The following is a 14,746-nucleotide window of genomic DNA, read 5'->3' as shown; positions in this document are numbered from 1 at the left end:
ATTAGTTGGAGTTGTCGCGCAGGTCATACGTCACGCCAAGGCCGATGGACTTGGAGAACGGAAGCAGCTGGTTCAGGTACAGGTCGACCCACTCGATGCCGTTGCCCACATGGGACTTGGGCACGAACACCACATCACCGCGCTGCAACAGCACCGGTGGGCGGTCGTTGTTGGCGTAGAGGGACTGGGCGTAATCGAAGAAATAGGTCTTGTACTTGCCGTCCGGCTCCTGGCGTATCAGGGCAACGTTGCCACTGTCGGCTACCGACAGCACGCCGCCGGCGCCGACGATGGCCTGCTCCAGGGTGGTGGCGACGTTCACTGACAGCGTGACCGGGTTGCGCACCGAACCGCCGACGAACACCGTGTTGCTGGGCGTTGCGTTGAAGTTGATGGTCAGCGAGGTTTCGCGGTAGACGTGTTCAAGCTTGCCCTCCAGCACCTTGGTCAGCTCTTCGGTGGACAGGCCGGAGGCCTTGATCTGCCCCACGTAGGGGTAGGCGAAGGTGCCGTCGTTCTGCACCGTGAACAGCGTCAGCTCATAGATGGTGTTGGCCGTGAACGCCGAAATCGAGGGTGCCTCCCCGGTGTTGCGCACGATCCGCAGAATGTCGCCTGGGCGAATGCGCTGCGCGGGCAGCGGTTTGCCGGCCAGGGCGTCGCCGGCCTGGTGAGCTGCTTTCAGCACATCGTTACTGGGCAATGAAACTTTCGCCTGATTGCTGCATGCGCCGAGCATGACAATACTTAAAATGAGCAACACTTTTTTCATTGGTCAGTCTTCCTGTGGTGCATGAAATACAGCTCCCTGGCGAATCCGGATCGGTCACGACGTGTGGGGTTGGGGGTCAGGCCTTGGGTGGTTCAGGCACGCGGCCGTAGATGTCGGTGAAGCGCACAATGTCGTCTTCGCCCAGGTACTCGCCGCTCTGTACTTCGATCATCACCAGGTCAATGACCCCGGGGTTGACCAGGCGGTGGGTGTGGCCGGGCTTGATGAACGTCGATTCGTTGGTGTCGAGCAGGAATTCGCGCTCGCCATTGGTGACCCGCGCCATGCCGCTCACCACGATCCAGTGCTCGCTGCGGTGGTGGTGCATCTGCAGCGACAGCGAGGCATTGGGGCGCACCACGATGCGCTTGATCTTGAAGCGCTTGCCTTCCTCCAGCACCGTGTAGGTGCCCCAGGGGCGGGTGACGGTGCGGTGCAGGCGGTAGGCGTCATGGCCCTGGCGCTTGAGTTCCTGGGCAATGAACTTGACGTCCTGGCTGCGTGCGGCATCGGCGATCAGCAGCGCATCCGGGGTGTCGATGACGATCAGGTTGTCCAGGCCCACGCCGCCCACCAGGCGCTTGGGCGAATCGATGTAGCAGTTGTGCACGTCGTGCAGCACGGTCTCGCCGTTGCACTGGTTGCCGTTGGTGTCGGCCGGACTCAGCTCGCGCACGGCCTCCCACGAGCCGATGTCGCTCCAGCCCAGCTCGCAGGGAATGACCGCGACCTTTTGCGAACGCTCCATGATCGCGTAGTCCACGGAAATGTCCGGGGCATTGGCGAACGCGCTGCTGTCGAGTTCCAGCTGGATCTCGCGGTTGCCGTCCTTGCGGTGGCTGGCGGCAAGGCAGGTGTTGACCGCTTCCAGCACATCCGGGGCGTGGGCCTGGAATTCGCGCAGGATGGCGTCGACACGCATGCAGAACATGCCGGCGTTCCACAGGTGCAGGCCGCCCTTGAGGTATTCCTCGGCAGTGACGGCGTTGGGCTTCTCGACGAAACGTGCCACCTGGAAACCGCCTTCGTTCAGGGCCTGGCCCTTCTCGATGTAGCCAAAGCCGGTCTCGGCGCGGCTGGGGACAATACCGAAAGTCACCAGCCAGCCCTGGTCGGCCAGGCTGCGGGCAGCCTCCACGGCCTTGCTGAACGCAGCGAGGTCGGTGATCAGGTGGTCGGCCGGCAGCACCAGCAGTTGCGCGTCCTCGCCGTACAGGCGTGCGGTGTGCAGGGCGGCGGCGGCAATGGCCGGGGCGGTATTGCGACCGAACGGTTCAAGAATGAAGTCCAGCCCCGCGCCGCCCTTGTTCAGCAGCCGGTAGTCGTCCAGGGTGCGGAAGAATACCTCGCGGTTGGTCACCGTCAGCAGGCGCTCCACGCCGGGCAGGCCGGCGGCGCGCAGGAAGGTTTTCTGCAGCAGGCTTTCGCCGTCCGGCAGGCGCATGAAGGGCTTGGGCATCGCTTCGCGCGAAACGGGCCACAGCCGAGTGCCAGCACCGCCGGCGATAATGCAGGGAATGAGCGTGCCCATTTCAATAAACCTCGCGCGTCAGGAGCACTGCCGGAACAGTGCGGAACAGGATGTAAAGGTCGAACCAAACGGACCAGTTCTCGATGTATTCAAGGTCGAATTCCACGCGTTTCTCGATCTTTTCCAGCGTGTCTGTCTCGCCCCGGTAGCCGTTGATCTGCGCCAGGCCGGTAATGCCCGGCTTGACCCGGTGGCGCGAGGTGTATTCCTTCACCGCTTCCTCGAACAGGATGCCGGCCGCCTTGGTGGCCGTGGCGTGCGGCCGCGGGCCGACCATGGACATGCTGCCGCCGAACACGTTGAACAGCTGCGGCAGCTCATCAAGGCTGGTCTTGCGGATAAAGCGGCCCACCCGGGTAATGCGCGAATCGCCACGCACCGTCTGCTTGTCGGCGTTGGCGTCAGCCTGGTGCTGGTGCATCGAGCGGAACTTGTACACTTCGATCAGGCGGTTGTTGTAGCCGTAGCGCTTCTGCTTGAAGAGCACCGAACCAGGCGAGTCGAGCTTGATGGCCAGGGCCACCAGCAACATGATCGGCGACAGCGCCACCAGCGCCAGGCTGGAGATGAGCATGTCTTCCAGGCGCTTGAAGAACGGCGACCAGCCGCGCAGCGGCACCTCGGATGCGTTGAACATCGGCAGGTTGGCGACCTCGGTGATGCGGTTGTGCGAGTGCCGGAACGCGACCATGTCCGGCACCAGCAGCACGTTCACCGGCAAGCGGCGCAGCTCGCGGATGATGTAGTCCATGCGGTTTTCCGCCGACCAGGGAATGGCCACCAGCACCTGGGTGACCTTCTCCTCGCGGATCAGCTGTTCCAGGTCCTGGCTGTTGCCCAGCAGCGGCAGGTTGACCAGGGTCTTGGGCAGGCGGGCGATACGGTCATCAATGAAACCGACCACGCCGGAGCGGATGTCCTGGTGCTGCAGCAGGTATTCGGCCAGGCGCTGGCCGTTTTCGGTGGCGCCCAGAATCACCGCGTTCTGCAGGAACACCCCGCGCACCATCAACTGCTGGAACAGGGTAAGGATGATCATCCGTTCGATGCCGAACAGAATGAAGGTGCCGATGAACCAGATCGCCAGTTGCAGGTTGCTGATGAAATCGAACAGCGACAGGGCGCGGTGCATGAACAGCAGCAGGCAGAAGGCCGATGCCCAGGCATAGAAAGTAGTCTGGAAGCGCAGGCGGTTGCTGAAGATCGATTCGGCGTACACGCCCAGCGCCTGGAAGATCAGCACGCTGAGGAAACCGAAGAACACCAGTACGGCCAGGTCGTCCTTCACGGCGCCGGGCTTGATGTTCGAATCAATCAACAGAATCAGCAAGCCAGGGACAATGGCGGTGAGGCCGTGGACCAGACGAATAGCGAACAGGAAATACTCGACCATACTGGGGCGAGTCAGCAGCAGACTGTCCACGGGTTGCAAGCGCATAAATCCCTTCCCTCCAGACCATTGGTGATCCAAGGCCGACAACAAGAATTGCGGCAGATCCATTGTCCATTGCAGGTATGACTGTTTGTCGCTGAATCCCATCCTTGGTGGCAATTTTTTGTCGTTTTGTTTTTGGCGGGGGTTTGCGCGTCATTTTTCCGTTATGGGGTTAAATCTACAATCGCAGGCTCGATAAAGGCAATAGGCCCACGTAGCACTTTGAAACCTGAGTAAAGTCCATGAAACACAGCCTTGCGAATCTAAAAAGCGCAAAGCGCCAAAAAAAAATTCAATCACCAAACATCTGTATGGCTTTTTTTGACAAGGGTGTGGTCGAAATGGGCTTCGGGGCGTTCCCGAAAAGGAGGCAGCATGGCAGCGCGCAAGGCATTTTTGATTCTGCATGGCAAGCAGGCCCTGAACGAAGAGGTGCGGCGGGCAGTGGAAGCCCAGCGGGCGGCGGGTTGCGAACTGGCCGTGCGCCTGACCTGGGAAGGCGGGGATGCCCAGCGCCTGGTGGGCGAAGCGCTGGCTGCGGGGTACCCGCATATCATCGCCGGTGGCGGTGACGGCACCCTGCGTGACGTGGCCGAGGCCATTGCCCAGGCCGACACCGATGCCAGCCTGGTGCTGATGCCGCTGGGCACCGCCAACGATTTTGCCCGCGCTGCCGGGGTGCCGCTGGACTGCGCCGGGGCGCTGGCGCTGCTGGATGCCCCGGCGCGGCCGGTGGATCTGGGCGAGGTAGGCGGGCAGGTGTTCCTGAACATGGCCACCGGCGGGTTCGGCAGCCAGGTGACCGCCAACACCTCGGATGACCTGAAAAAGGTGCTGGGCGGCGCCGCGTACCTGTTCACCGGGCTGTCGCGCTTTGCCGAGTTGCGCCCGGCCTATGGCTGCCTGCGTGGGCCTGGGTTCGAGTGGGAAGGGCAGTTGTTGGCGCTGGGCATCGGCAACGGTCGCCAGGCCGGTGGTGGCCATGTACTGTGCCCTGAGGCGCTGGCCGACGACGGGCTGCTGGACGTGAGTATCCTGCCGGCGCCCACCGAGGTATTTTCCACGCTCAAGGACCTGCTGGCCGGTGGCCTGGGGGTGGACAACATGTTCGTCCGGGCACGCCTGCCCTGGGTAGAGATCCATAGCGCCGAGGGCCTGGACATCAACCTCGACGGTGAACCGCTGAGCGGCGACAGCCTGCGCTTCAGTGCCCGGCCGGGCGCCTTGAAAGTGCACCTGCCGGCGAATTCACCGCTGTTGTCGCAATAATACGAGTGGTTCAGGCCCTGAGTGCGCCCTGCGTCAATCGTCGAGGCTGATGATGCGTTCGCGCACGGCAAACAGCACCAGGCCGGCCACGTCGAATATCTGCAGGCGTTTCATGATCTGCGAGCGGTGGGTTTCCACGGTCTTGACGCTCAGGCCCAGGCCTGCGGCAATTTCCCGAGTGGATTTACCCCGCACTATCAAACGCAGGATTTCCAGCTGGCGCGGTGTGAGGTTGTGGTTGTCGGCCTGCTCGGGGCGGCTGGTCTGCACGCGGATCAGCGCCTGGTTGATCACCGTGTGGGCAATCGCCGGGCTCAAATAGCGCTCGTTGCCGCGCAGGGCGTCCAGCGCCTGTTCCAGCTCCACGGCGGTGGTGTCCTTGAGCAGGTAGCCATGGGCGCCCATTTCCAGCGCCTGCATGATCATTTCCGGGTCGGTGTGCATCGACAGGATCAACACCTTGCTGCGCGCCCGCGTGGCTTGCAGCCGGCCCAGGGCCTCCAGCCCACCGGTGTCGCGCATCGACAGGTCGAGCAGGACGATGTCCGGGTCCAGCCGTTGCACCATGTCCACCAACTGGGCGCCATCGCTGGCCTCGCCCACCACCGCGTAACCGGGAATATCCGACACCAGGGCGCGCACGCCCGCCCTGATCAGGGAATGATCGTCCACCAGCAATAATTTGCAGATCATAGGCCTTTGCCGAGTTTGGCTCGTTCCAAGGCGCGGGGCGCCCAGGGGAAGAGTGCTTCAAGTTGGGTGCCCTGGCCTGGCTGGCTGCTGACCTTGAGCCAGCCGCCGATCAGCGTCGCCCGCTCCTGCATGCCGCACATGCCGCGCAGGCCGTGGCGTGCAGGGTCGTTGACCGGGGTAAAGCCCACGCCGTCATCGGTGATGTACAGGTGCAGGCCCTCGGGTGTGCGTTGCAGGCGCACCAGCAGGTTGTCGGCCTGGGCATGCCGCAACAGGTTGGTCACCGCCTCCTGGGTGATGCGAAAGGCCGCGACTGCCATTTCCTCGGGAATGCCCGTCATGGCCTGATGGCATTCCAGGGTCCAGTGCACCTGGGTGTTTTCCAGGGTGCGCAGCAGGTGCGCGCGCAGGCTGGCTTCCAGGCCCAGGCTGTTGAGTTGGCGCGGGTTGAGGATGGCCGAGACGTCGCGCACCTTGGTCAGGGTTTCGTCGATGGTGTCGCGCAGTGTCGCGAAGCCTTCTTCCAGCTCGTTGGGCAGCCTGCGTTGCAGCCAGTCGGACTGCATCTTGGCGGCGGTGAGCAATTGGCCGATGTCATCGTGCAGCTCGCGGCTGAGGCGGTGACGTTCGTTTTCCTGCACTTCCAGCAGGCGGTCGGCAAGCTCCTGGGGCTTGAAGGCAATGGACTTCTGCGCGTGGCGGTGCTGCAGCCAGACGCTGAGCATGGCCGCGATATTGATGGCCAGCAGGCTCGCCGGCACGTTGCCCCCGGTGGCGAATACCCACGCATTGCCCAGCAGTGAACACAGGCACAGCAAAACCGTCAGCCAGCGCATCTGGTGCACGCCCATTGGCCACGGTGTGTATTTTCTGAAACTGGCGTACATAGAGAACGGAGCCAAGAAATAGTCGCTGCTGATAACCGGTTAAGGCGTTGTTGAAACCTGTCTCCAAGGCTCCATGCCCGTGATGTAGCGCCATCGGTGAAAGATGCAACTGTATAGAAAATATAGCCTGATTCCCCGTGACACGGTTCAAGTGTCAGGTGGTCAGGGCATCCGGTCCGTGGGGGAAATTGGTCTGCCATGGTATCACTTCATCAACAGTTGGTCGCCTGTTCGGGAATGGATGTCCGAACAGTCAGGTTTATGTAAAGGCTTATGGGTTGGATTTCCTGGGAAAGCACAATGCCATCATTTGCCGGCATTCAAGTGGCAACGTTCATCGAGCGGCCACTGAGTTGCCTTGATCAACTTCGGTCAATAGACAAAAACGCACAATTATGGGGCAAACAGGCACTCCGGGTAACTTCGAGTGTAATGCCAAAGTTACAGAAACCAGGGGGTGGTTGTACCTAGGGGAATAACTGATGGGGCCCTAGGTGAATGGCTGGTCATTTCATGAACGCACAGTTCTACCGCGCACGTGCGCGGTGTATGAAAACGACGACAAAGCGGATGCAAAGGGCCTCACATGGCCCGTCGGTCCAGGTGCAGGTTCGGCTTGCCAGGGGCGGGGGCGTGCTCGCAGTCAATGGTGCTCGCCAGCGCTTCCACCAGGGCGGTCTGCTCGTCGCTGTCCATGCTCAACTGGCCGGTGCGCGGGTCGATGAGCTCGAGTTGCCAGGCCAGCAGGGTCAGGCATTCGTTGAGCGCCTTGAGGGTGGACCCCTCCAAACGATTGCGGGGTTTGGCCAGGTGAAGCAGCTGCTGCAGCTGCTGGCAAAATGCTGCCACTTCCTCAAGTGACAAGCCCTGGGCCCGCCGGCTGAGGCTTTCCAGGGTGTACAGCAGGCAGTCAGCCGCGTCCTGATCGTTGCGGATCAGTTCCAGGTGACTCAGGCATTCCTGCAGTTTGTTCAGCATGGCCTGGGCGTCGACCAGAAAGTCGGGCAGGGCACATGACCACTGAGCGTCATTCAGCATGTTTATCTCCACAACTCCGTGCGGACCAGGTCATTGCGTGCTGTCCGTGCGAATTTTGTATCTGGCCACTCAAGCTTAGCTGCATCCGTGAACGGGCGGCTGGCATTTGCGCTGTCATTTTCAATGTGTCCTGCGAGCCACATGCTAGACACATTGTCTGAGCCGGGAGAGATGAAATCAGGCCCTCATTGCCGCTCCGAAAGCCGCAATCGGGGGATAAAAAGAGAGCAAACAAACGCCTGACTCCGTTCATGCATTGAGAATGGCGTCACATTAATGGCTATTGGATATTGCGAATATCAGGTTTCGCCCGATTGCCTATAGGGGAATCCCTGATAACAGGGGAGGGTGTTTAGCAGTTTTGTATCTAATTGTTCAGCGGGGGCAATGCGATCAGTTAAGCATGATGTTAATGTGACATCAATGCTCGCCAGCGTGTATTTCGTCGGTCTTCAAGATCAGCCAAACGCTGCCGATAACCCTAGTCAGATCACCTTAGCAACGTCCCCAGGAGTCATCGATGGCCGGCATTCTCGACACAGTAGACCAACGTACCCAGCTTGTGGGTGAGAACCGCCTTGAAATTCTGATGTTTCGCCTGGCTGGCCGGCAATTGTTCGCCATCAACGTGTTCAAGGTGCAGGAAGTGCTGCAGCTGCCCAAGCTGACCCTGATGCCCCAGCGCCACGCTTACGTATGTGGTGTGGTGAACCTGCGCGGCCAGACGCTGCCGGTCATCGACCTGTCGCAGGCCATCGGCATGCGCCCCCTGCAGCCCGGCCCCAACAGCACGATCATCGTCACCGAGTACAACCGCTCGGTGCAGGCGTTCCTGGTGGGAGGCGTGGACCGCATCGTCAACATGAACTGGGAAGCCATCCTGCCGCCGCCCACCAGTGCCGGCCGCCAGCACTACCTGACGGCCATCAGCAAGGTCGACGACCAGTTGGTCGAAATCATCGACGTGGAGAAGGTGCTGGCCGAGATCGTGCCTTACAGCGCCAAGGTCTCCCGCGAGAAGCTGGAAGACCCGGTGTTGGCCCGTGCGCGTGGCCGCGAAGTGCTGCTGGTGGATGACTCTACCGTGGCGTTGGCGCAGCTGCGCGACACCCTTTCGCAACTGGGGGTGAAGATGCACGTGGCCAGCGACGGCCTGAAGGCGTTGCGCATGCTCAAGGCCTGGGCCGACGCCGGCGAGAACCTCACGGAAAAACTGTTGATGGTGTTCACCGACGCGGAAATGCCGGAGATGGACGGCTACCGCCTGACCACCGAGATCCGCAACGACCCGCGTTTGCGTGGCTTGTACGTGGTGTTGCACACCTCGCTGTCGGGCAGCTTCAACGAGTCGATGGTGAAAAAGGTGGGTTGCGATAACTTCCTTTCCAAATTCCAGCCCGACAAGCTGGTGGACGTAGTGCGCCAGCGCCTGATGCTGGATAACTGATCTTGTGGGAGCTGGCTTGCCAGCGAGTTTTCAGGGCGTCAACAGCTCGCTGGCAAGCCAGCTCCCACAAAGAAGTGGCGTGATAAACTGTCGGTCTAATTGACCGCAGGAAGCCGCCATGCACCTCAGCGCCCTCTACCGCTACCCCCTGAAATCCGCCATCGCCGAGCCTCTGCAGGCATCAGCCCTGGACAGCCTTGGCTTGGCCGGCGACCGCCGCTGGATGCTGGTGGACGAGGCCAGTGGGCGCTTCCTTACCCAGCGCGCCGAGGCGCACATGAGTCAGCTGGGCGCCGCGCATCAAGCCGGTGCCGGGCTGCAACTCTCCGCGCCAGGGCTTGCGCCGCTGTTCGTGGCTACCCCTGGTGACGACGCGCCGTTGCGCGGCGTGACCATCTGGCGCGACACCTTGCGCGTGCCCGATGCCGGCGACGAGGCGGCTGCGTGGGTGTCTTCCTTTATAGGCAAGCCTACCCGCCTGGTGCAGGTGCCCGTCGAGCGTGCGCGCAGTACCCAGTCCGGCTACGGCCTGGACAGTGACCGCGTGGGTTTCGCCGATGGTTTTCCGTTGTTGCTGATTGGCCAGGCGTCGCTGGATGACCTGTCGGGCCGCGTGGGGCGTGAACTGGAAATGTTGCGGTTCCGCCCCAACCTGGTGGTCACCGGGAGCGAGGCATTCGCCGAAGATGGCTGGAAGCGCATCCGTATCGGTGAGGTGGAGTTCCGCGTGGTGAAGCCGTGCTCACGGTGCATCCTCACCACCATCGACCCCAGCACCGGGGTGCGCAGTGAAGACCGCGAACCGCTGGCGACGCTCAAGACCTACCGCCAGGTGGACGGCGACGTGATGTTCGGGCAGAACCTGGTGAATGATGGCGTAGGGCAGCTGGAAGTCGGCATGCCCGTCACCATCCTCGAATAACCCGTAGCAGCGGCCAAAGGCCTGTGGGAGCTGGCTTGCCAGCGAGCTGTTGAGGCCCTGAAAGCTCGCTGGCAAGCCAGCTCCCACGAAGACAGTTGCAGCCACGGGGTTATTGATCGTCGAAGAAGCGTTCGTTCCAGTCGGCGATTGGCTGCGGGATGTTCAGCTTCTGGCCGTAAATCACTGCGTACGACAATACGTTCTGCACGTACTGGCGGGTCTCGTCGAACGGGATCGATTCCACCCACACGTCGAAGCTCAGGTGGTTGGCGCCGCGCAGCCACTGCTTCACCCGGCCGGGGCCGGCGTTGTAGGCAGCGGAGGCGAGCACGCGGTTGCCGTTGAACTGGGCGTGCACCTGGCTCAGGTAGGCGGCGCCCAGCTGGATGTTCTTGTCGGGGTCGATGGCCTGCTGCGGGGAGGCCAGCGGAATGCTGAACTTGCGCGCGGTTTCCTTGGCCGTGCCCGGCATCAACTGCATCAGGCCCATGGCGCCAACGCCGGAACGGGCGTCATCCATGAATGCGCTTTCCTGGCGGGTGATGGCGAACGCCCAACTGGCATGGATGCCACGGTTGTTGGCTTCGCGCACCAGGGTCTCGCGGTGGGCCATGGGGAAGCGAATGTCCAGGTCGTCCCAGTACTGGGCCTGGGCGATGGTGCGGATGGCCGGGAAGTACCAGTGCATGTCATAGGCCAGCTTGGCCTGGGCGACCATTTCGTCGCGGCTGAACAGGTTGCTCACGTAGTACCACTCGCGACGCGCGTCCACCACCTGGCCGCGGTCCAGCAGCTCCATGGCGCGGCGGATGCCCGGGGTGTTGCGCACCTTGTTCATCAGCGTCTGGCTGATCATCAGTGGGCGGTTGGTCAGGGAGTAGGGCGCCTGCGTGCGGTCGGCCGCCAGGAAGCCGTAGAAATCACGCTCCTTGGACACGTTGCGGTACAGCAAGGGGATTTGCGGGTTCTGTGGCTGCGCCAACTCCAGGCTACGTGCCTGCCAGTACTTCCAGCGGCTGGTGGCGGCCAGGTCCTGGGGCAGGCGGCGGGTCAGGTCGTAGGCGTCCTGCCAGCGGCCCAGGCGCAGCAGCAGGCGCAGGCGCCATTCGGTGACGGTGTTGTCGCGCAGTTCGGGGTCGTACTGGGTCATCAGGTCGAGGGCGCGCGGGTCGTAGTTGCGCGCCAGGGTCAAACCGATTTCCCGGGCGATAGCCACCTTTTCGTCACGGGAAAAGTGCATGCTGCTGGCGTAGCCGTCGAGCATCTGCATGGCCCGGTCCGGGTCCTGCTTTGCCAACCGGCGAAGGCCCAGGCCGACCACGTCGGACATGGCCTCGGTAGCAGGTTGGAAGCGCGACGGGTCGGTGAGCAGTTCGGGGTTCTGCGCCACGCTGATCAACAGGCGGCCCTGGCTGCCCAGGGTCGGCAGGGTAGGCACCAGCGCATTGGCCAGCGCGTAGTTGCGAGTGTGGGCGGCCAGCTTCAGGCGCTGCCAGCGTTTGTCTTCGGTCAGTTGGCCATCGGCGGCCCATAGGCCGAACAGTGCTTCGCAGGCGTCGGGCTGGGTCTTGCCGGTCAGCCACAGTTTCTGCGCGCTGGCGTAGCCTTCGGCCTTCAGGTTGTGGCCCAGCTGGTACTGGCCGTTGAGGCAGTCAAGCTCGGTGAAGTTGAGCTTGGCGTCATAATATTTTGCAAAGGTGTCCCAGTCGCCACGTTCGGCCAGCCAGCGCAACCAGCGCAGTTTCATCCAGTTGGCCTGGGGCAGGTCGCCATGGGCGGCGAGGAATTTCTCGATCTCGTCGTTGCTGGCGGTTTTCAGCCGCGCGGTCAGTTCGTCATAGGCCAGGTATGGCTCCAGCGGGTAATCGCTGAGCAGGGGCGCGTACCGGTAGTAGGGGCCGCTGTCACCCTTGGCCAGGGCCCGCTTGGCCTCGTCGTAATACTGGCGTTGGGTGGTCAGGTCCACTGCATGGGCGCAGGAGACGGCGGTGGCAGAGAGCAGCAGGCAAGACAAGAGGCTAGACAGGCGACCGCGCATGAGACATCCGTGCAGATAAGGCATGACAAGTGCGGCGTTGCCTGCACTGATTTCCCATTAGCTTAGCCGGTTGCGGGTAGCCGATGAAAGCATTGTGCTTGTAACAGAAGATGAATTCAGACCGTCCGGCCCATATGGCGGCATTTACTGTGCTGGGCGCACAAGTCAGGTAGAATGCGCGCCCGGTTTTTGGAGAAACACATGACCCTGCTCAAATTAAGCGATGTGTCCCTCGCTTTCGGCGCGATGCCGTTGTTGGACAAAGTGTCCTGGCAGATCGCCCGTGGAGAGCGGGTCTGCATCATCGGTCGCAACGGCACTGGCAAGTCCAGCATGTTGCGCCTGGTCAAGGGCGATCAGAAGCCTGACGAAGGCGAGGTCTGGCGTGCGCCGGGCCTGAAGATCGGCGAGCTGCCGCAGGAACTGCCGGTGGCCGACGATCGCACCGTGTTCGACGTGGTTGCCGAAGGCCTTGATGGTGTGGGCGCGTTGCTGGCGGAATATCACCACCTGAGCCAGAACATCGTCACCGATGAAGACCTGACCAAGCTCATGCACGTCCAGTCGGACCTCGAGGCCCGCGATGGCTGGCGCCTGCAGCAATTGGTCGACAGCACCCTGAGCCGCCTGCAACTGCCGGCCGACAAGACCCTGGCGCAGCTGTCCGGTGGCTGGCGCCGCCGTGTGCTGCTGGCCCAGGCGCTGGTGTCCGAGCCCGACCTGCTGCTGCTCGACGAGCCTACCAACCACCTGGACATCGGTGCGATTGCCTGGCTGGAAGAGGCCCTGAGCAGTTTCGGCGGCGCCGTGCTTTTCATCACGCACGACCGTTCCTTCCTGCAGAACCTGGCCACGCGCATCCTGGAGCTGGACCGCGGCGGCCTGATCGACTGGAACGGCGACTACGCCAGCTTCCTGGTGCACAAGGAAGCGATGCTGGCGGCCGAAGAAACCGCCAACGCGCTGTTCGACAAGCGCCTGGCCCAGGAAGAGGTGTGGATTCGCCAGGGCATCAAGGCCCGCCGTACCCGCAACGAAGGTCGCGTGCGCGCCCTGAAGGAGCTGCGCGTGGAGCGTGGCGAGCGGCGCGAGCGTCAGGGCAAGGCGAATATCCAGCTGGATACCGCTGAGAAATCCGGCAAGCAGGTGATGGTGGTCGACAACGTCAGCTTCGCTCACCCGGGTGGCCCGTTCCTGGTCAAGGACTTCTCCATGGTGCTGCAGCGCCAGGACCGTATCGGCCTGCTGGGCGCCAACGGTACCGGCAAGACCACGCTGCTCAAGCTGATGCTGGGCGACCTGGAAGCCAGCAGTGGCAAGGTTGAGGCCGGGACGCGCCTGGAAGTGGCCTACTTCGACCAGTTGCGCCACCAGTTGGACCTGGAAAAGACTGTGATCGACAACCTGGCCGAAGGCCGGGACTTCATCGAGATCGATGGCCAGAACCGCCACGTGCTCAGCTACCTGGGCGACTTCCTGTTCAGCCCGCAGCGTGCCCGCACGCCGGTCAAGGCGCTGTCGGGTGGCGAGCGTGCGCGCCTGCTGCTGGCAAAGCTGTTCAGCAAGCCGGCCAACCTGCTGATCCTCGACGAACCCACCAACGACCTGGATGTGGAAACCCTGGAGCTGCTGGAAGAAGTGCTGTCCAGCTTCAAGGGCACCGTGCTGATGGTCAGCCACGACCGGGCCTTCCTCGACAACGTGGTCACCAGCACCCTGGTCTTCGAAGGTGAAGGGAAGGTGCGCGAGTACGTGGGCGGCTACCAGGACTGGATTCGCCAGGGTGGTTCGCCGAAGCTGCTGGGTGTCACCGAGAACAAGTCGGGCAAGGCCGAGCTGAACAGCGCCGTGGTGACTGCTCCGGCGGCCGTCGTGGCACCGGCAGTGGAAGCTGCTGCCCCTGCGAAGAAGAAACTCAGCTACAAGCTGCAGCGCGAGCTGGAAGCCTTGCCAGGTGAGATCGACGCCCAGGAGCAGAAGATTGCCGCGCTGGAAGCGACCATGGCGGATTCGGGTTTCTACCAGAAGCCGGCGGCCGAGACGGCCAAGGTGATCGCCGAGCTGGAACTGGCCCAGGCCAAGCTGGACGAGATGGTGGAGCGTTGGGCTGAGCTCGACGCCTGATCCGTGTTGCCCCATCGCGGCCAAGGCCGGCTCCTACCGGTAGGAGCCGGCCTTGGCCGCGATGGGGCGCTGCGATTACTCGGGCTTCTTCAGGCGTACCGCCAGCACATCGCATGGCGCGCCATGCAACACGTCATTGGACGTGGAGCCCAGCAACAGCGCCAGGCCGTGGCGGGCATGGCTGCCTACTACCACCAGGTCGCAACCCTTTTCCTTGGCCAGGCCATGGATTTCCTGCTTGGGCTGGCCGTAGGTCAGGTGGCAGTTCTCTTTCGTCAGTTCCGGGTACTTGGTGATCAGGCGCTCCAGGCGTTCCTTGGCCTGGTCGAACTGCTGCTGCTGCAGTTGCGACAGGTCCATGGGCACGTCGCCGCCAAAGGCCATGGCCATGGGCTCGACTATGTGCACCAGGGACAGCTTGGCGTCCTGGCTGGAAGACAGCTCGCGGGCCCGGTGAATCACCGGATCGCACTCTTCGGTCAGGTCGACGGCGACCAGAATATGGTGGTAGGGCATGGAAAGCTCTCCTGACGTGGCGATAGTTCAAGTATGGCCTGTTTCAAGTCGGTCTGTTTACGCGTGTCCTAACC

The 14,746-nt window shown here is 62.4% G+C and carries 12 protein-coding genes; 4 read left to right on the top strand and 8 right to left on the bottom strand.

The features are described 5' to 3' along the window. Nucleotide 1 precedes the first annotated feature (1 nt). From AC0SZ7_RS19910 to AC0SZ7_RS19900, 3 genes are all read right to left on the bottom strand, one after another. Nucleotides 2–772, bottom strand: a complete 771-nt coding sequence (locus tag AC0SZ7_RS19910; protein WP_475505996.1) for a polysaccharide biosynthesis/export family protein — start codon at nt 770–772, stop codon at nt 2–4. A 76-nt stretch (nt 773–848) separates the two neighbouring features. Beyond that, the gene (locus AC0SZ7_RS19905; protein WP_475505995.1) at nt 849–2,303 is read right to left on the bottom strand and encodes a mannose-1-phosphate guanylyltransferase/mannose-6-phosphate isomerase; all 1,455 of its coding nucleotides are present in this window, start codon (nt 2,301–2,303) and stop codon (nt 849–851) included. A 1-nt stretch (nt 2,304) separates the two neighbouring features. After that, complete coding sequence (locus AC0SZ7_RS19900; RefSeq protein ID WP_475505994.1) at nt 2,305–3,741, bottom strand: undecaprenyl-phosphate glucose phosphotransferase; 1,437 nt, start codon at nt 3,739–3,741, stop codon at nt 2,305–2,307. Between the two features lie 372 nt (nt 3,742–4,113). On the opposite strand from AC0SZ7_RS19900, the gene yegS reads away from it, so the two are divergent. After that, entirely contained in the window at nt 4,114–5,007 is an 894-nt protein-coding gene (yegS, locus tag AC0SZ7_RS19895) for a lipid kinase YegS (protein WP_475505993.1), read from the top strand. Nucleotides 5,008–5,040: 33 nt separating this feature from the next. On the opposite strand, the gene AC0SZ7_RS19890 is transcribed toward yegS, so the two are convergent. From AC0SZ7_RS19890 to AC0SZ7_RS19880, 3 genes are all read right to left on the bottom strand, one after another. After that, entirely contained in the window at nt 5,041–5,700 is a 660-nt protein-coding gene (locus tag AC0SZ7_RS19890) for a response regulator (RefSeq protein WP_475505992.1), read from the bottom strand. Further along, the gene (locus tag AC0SZ7_RS19885; protein ID WP_475505991.1) at nt 5,697–6,587 is read right to left on the bottom strand and encodes a sensor histidine kinase; all 891 of its coding nucleotides are present in this window, start codon (nt 6,585–6,587) and stop codon (nt 5,697–5,699) included. Before AC0SZ7_RS19885 ends, AC0SZ7_RS19890 begins: the two co-directional genes overlap by 4 nt. Nucleotides 6,588–7,169: 582 nt before the next feature. Beyond that, nucleotides 7,170–7,625: a hypothetical protein gene (locus tag AC0SZ7_RS19880; protein WP_475505990.1), complete on the bottom strand. Its 456-nt coding sequence runs from the start codon at nt 7,623–7,625 to the stop codon at nt 7,170–7,172. Between the two features lie 520 nt (nt 7,626–8,145). Between AC0SZ7_RS19880 and AC0SZ7_RS19875 the strand changes: the two genes are divergently transcribed. Next, on the top strand, nt 8,146–9,072 hold the full coding sequence (locus tag AC0SZ7_RS19875) for a chemotaxis protein CheV (RefSeq protein WP_475505989.1): 927 nt from the start codon (nt 8,146–8,148) through the stop codon (nt 9,070–9,072). A 118-nt stretch (nt 9,073–9,190) separates the two neighbouring features. Continuing rightward, nucleotides 9,191–9,994 (top strand): MOSC domain-containing protein, encoded by an 804-nt coding sequence (locus AC0SZ7_RS19870; RefSeq protein WP_475505988.1) that lies wholly within the window; start codon nt 9,191–9,193, stop codon nt 9,992–9,994. 109 nt (nt 9,995–10,103) lie between these two features. Here AC0SZ7_RS19870 and AC0SZ7_RS19865 read toward each other — a convergent pair whose 3' ends face one another. Next, nucleotides 10,104–12,032 carry a transglycosylase SLT domain-containing protein gene (locus AC0SZ7_RS19865; protein ID WP_475505987.1) on the bottom strand — a complete coding sequence of 643 codons (1,929 nt, stop codon included), beginning with the start codon at nt 12,030–12,032 and terminating at the stop codon, nt 10,104–10,106. Between the two features lie 201 nt (nt 12,033–12,233). Here AC0SZ7_RS19865 and AC0SZ7_RS19860 point away from each other — a divergent pair, with 201 nt between their 5' ends. After that, nucleotides 12,234–14,156 (top strand): ATP-binding cassette domain-containing protein, encoded by a 1,923-nt coding sequence (locus tag AC0SZ7_RS19860; RefSeq protein WP_475505986.1) that lies wholly within the window; start codon nt 12,234–12,236, stop codon nt 14,154–14,156. A 75-nt stretch (nt 14,157–14,231) separates the two neighbouring features. Here AC0SZ7_RS19860 and AC0SZ7_RS19855 read toward each other — a convergent pair whose 3' ends face one another. Then, nucleotides 14,232–14,672, bottom strand: a complete 441-nt coding sequence (locus tag AC0SZ7_RS19855; protein WP_475505985.1) for a universal stress protein — start codon at nt 14,670–14,672, stop codon at nt 14,232–14,234. Nucleotides 14,673–14,746 lie beyond the last annotated feature (74 nt).

The sequence above is a fragment of the Pseudomonas sp. JC1203 genome (genome assembly GCF_056175065.1).
The sequence above is the reverse complement of the archived record's forward strand: the minus strand, read 5'-3'. Positions and strand labels throughout refer to the sequence as shown.

Coding starts and splice junctions, on each gene's coding strand:
- AC0SZ7_RS19910 (WP_475505996.1), bottom strand. CDS start 772: ATGAAAAAAGTGTTGCTCATTTTAAGTATTGTCATGCTCGGCGCATGC.
- AC0SZ7_RS19905 (WP_475505995.1), bottom strand. CDS start 2,303: ATGGGCACGCTCATTCCCTGCATTATCGCCGGCGGTGCTGGCACTCGG.
- AC0SZ7_RS19900 (WP_475505994.1), bottom strand. CDS start 3,741: ATGCGCTTGCAACCCGTGGACAGTCTGCTGCTGACTCGCCCCAGTATG.
- yegS (WP_475505993.1), top strand. CDS start 4,114: ATGGCAGCGCGCAAGGCATTTTTGATTCTGCATGGCAAGCAGGCCCTG.
- AC0SZ7_RS19890 (WP_475505992.1), bottom strand. CDS start 5,700: ATGATCTGCAAATTATTGCTGGTGGACGATCATTCCCTGATCAGGGCG.
- AC0SZ7_RS19885 (WP_475505991.1), bottom strand. CDS start 6,587: ATGTACGCCAGTTTCAGAAAATACACACCGTGGCCAATGGGCGTGCAC.
- AC0SZ7_RS19880 (WP_475505990.1), bottom strand. CDS start 7,625: ATGCTGAATGACGCTCAGTGGTCATGTGCCCTGCCCGACTTTCTGGTC.
- AC0SZ7_RS19875 (WP_475505989.1), top strand. CDS start 8,146: ATGGCCGGCATTCTCGACACAGTAGACCAACGTACCCAGCTTGTGGGT.
- AC0SZ7_RS19870 (WP_475505988.1), top strand. CDS start 9,191: ATGCACCTCAGCGCCCTCTACCGCTACCCCCTGAAATCCGCCATCGCC.
- AC0SZ7_RS19865 (WP_475505987.1), bottom strand. CDS start 12,032: ATGCGCGGTCGCCTGTCTAGCCTCTTGTCTTGCCTGCTGCTCTCTGCC.
- AC0SZ7_RS19860 (WP_475505986.1), top strand. CDS start 12,234: ATGACCCTGCTCAAATTAAGCGATGTGTCCCTCGCTTTCGGCGCGATG.
- AC0SZ7_RS19855 (WP_475505985.1), bottom strand. CDS start 14,672: ATGCCCTACCACCATATTCTGGTCGCCGTCGACCTGACCGAAGAGTGC.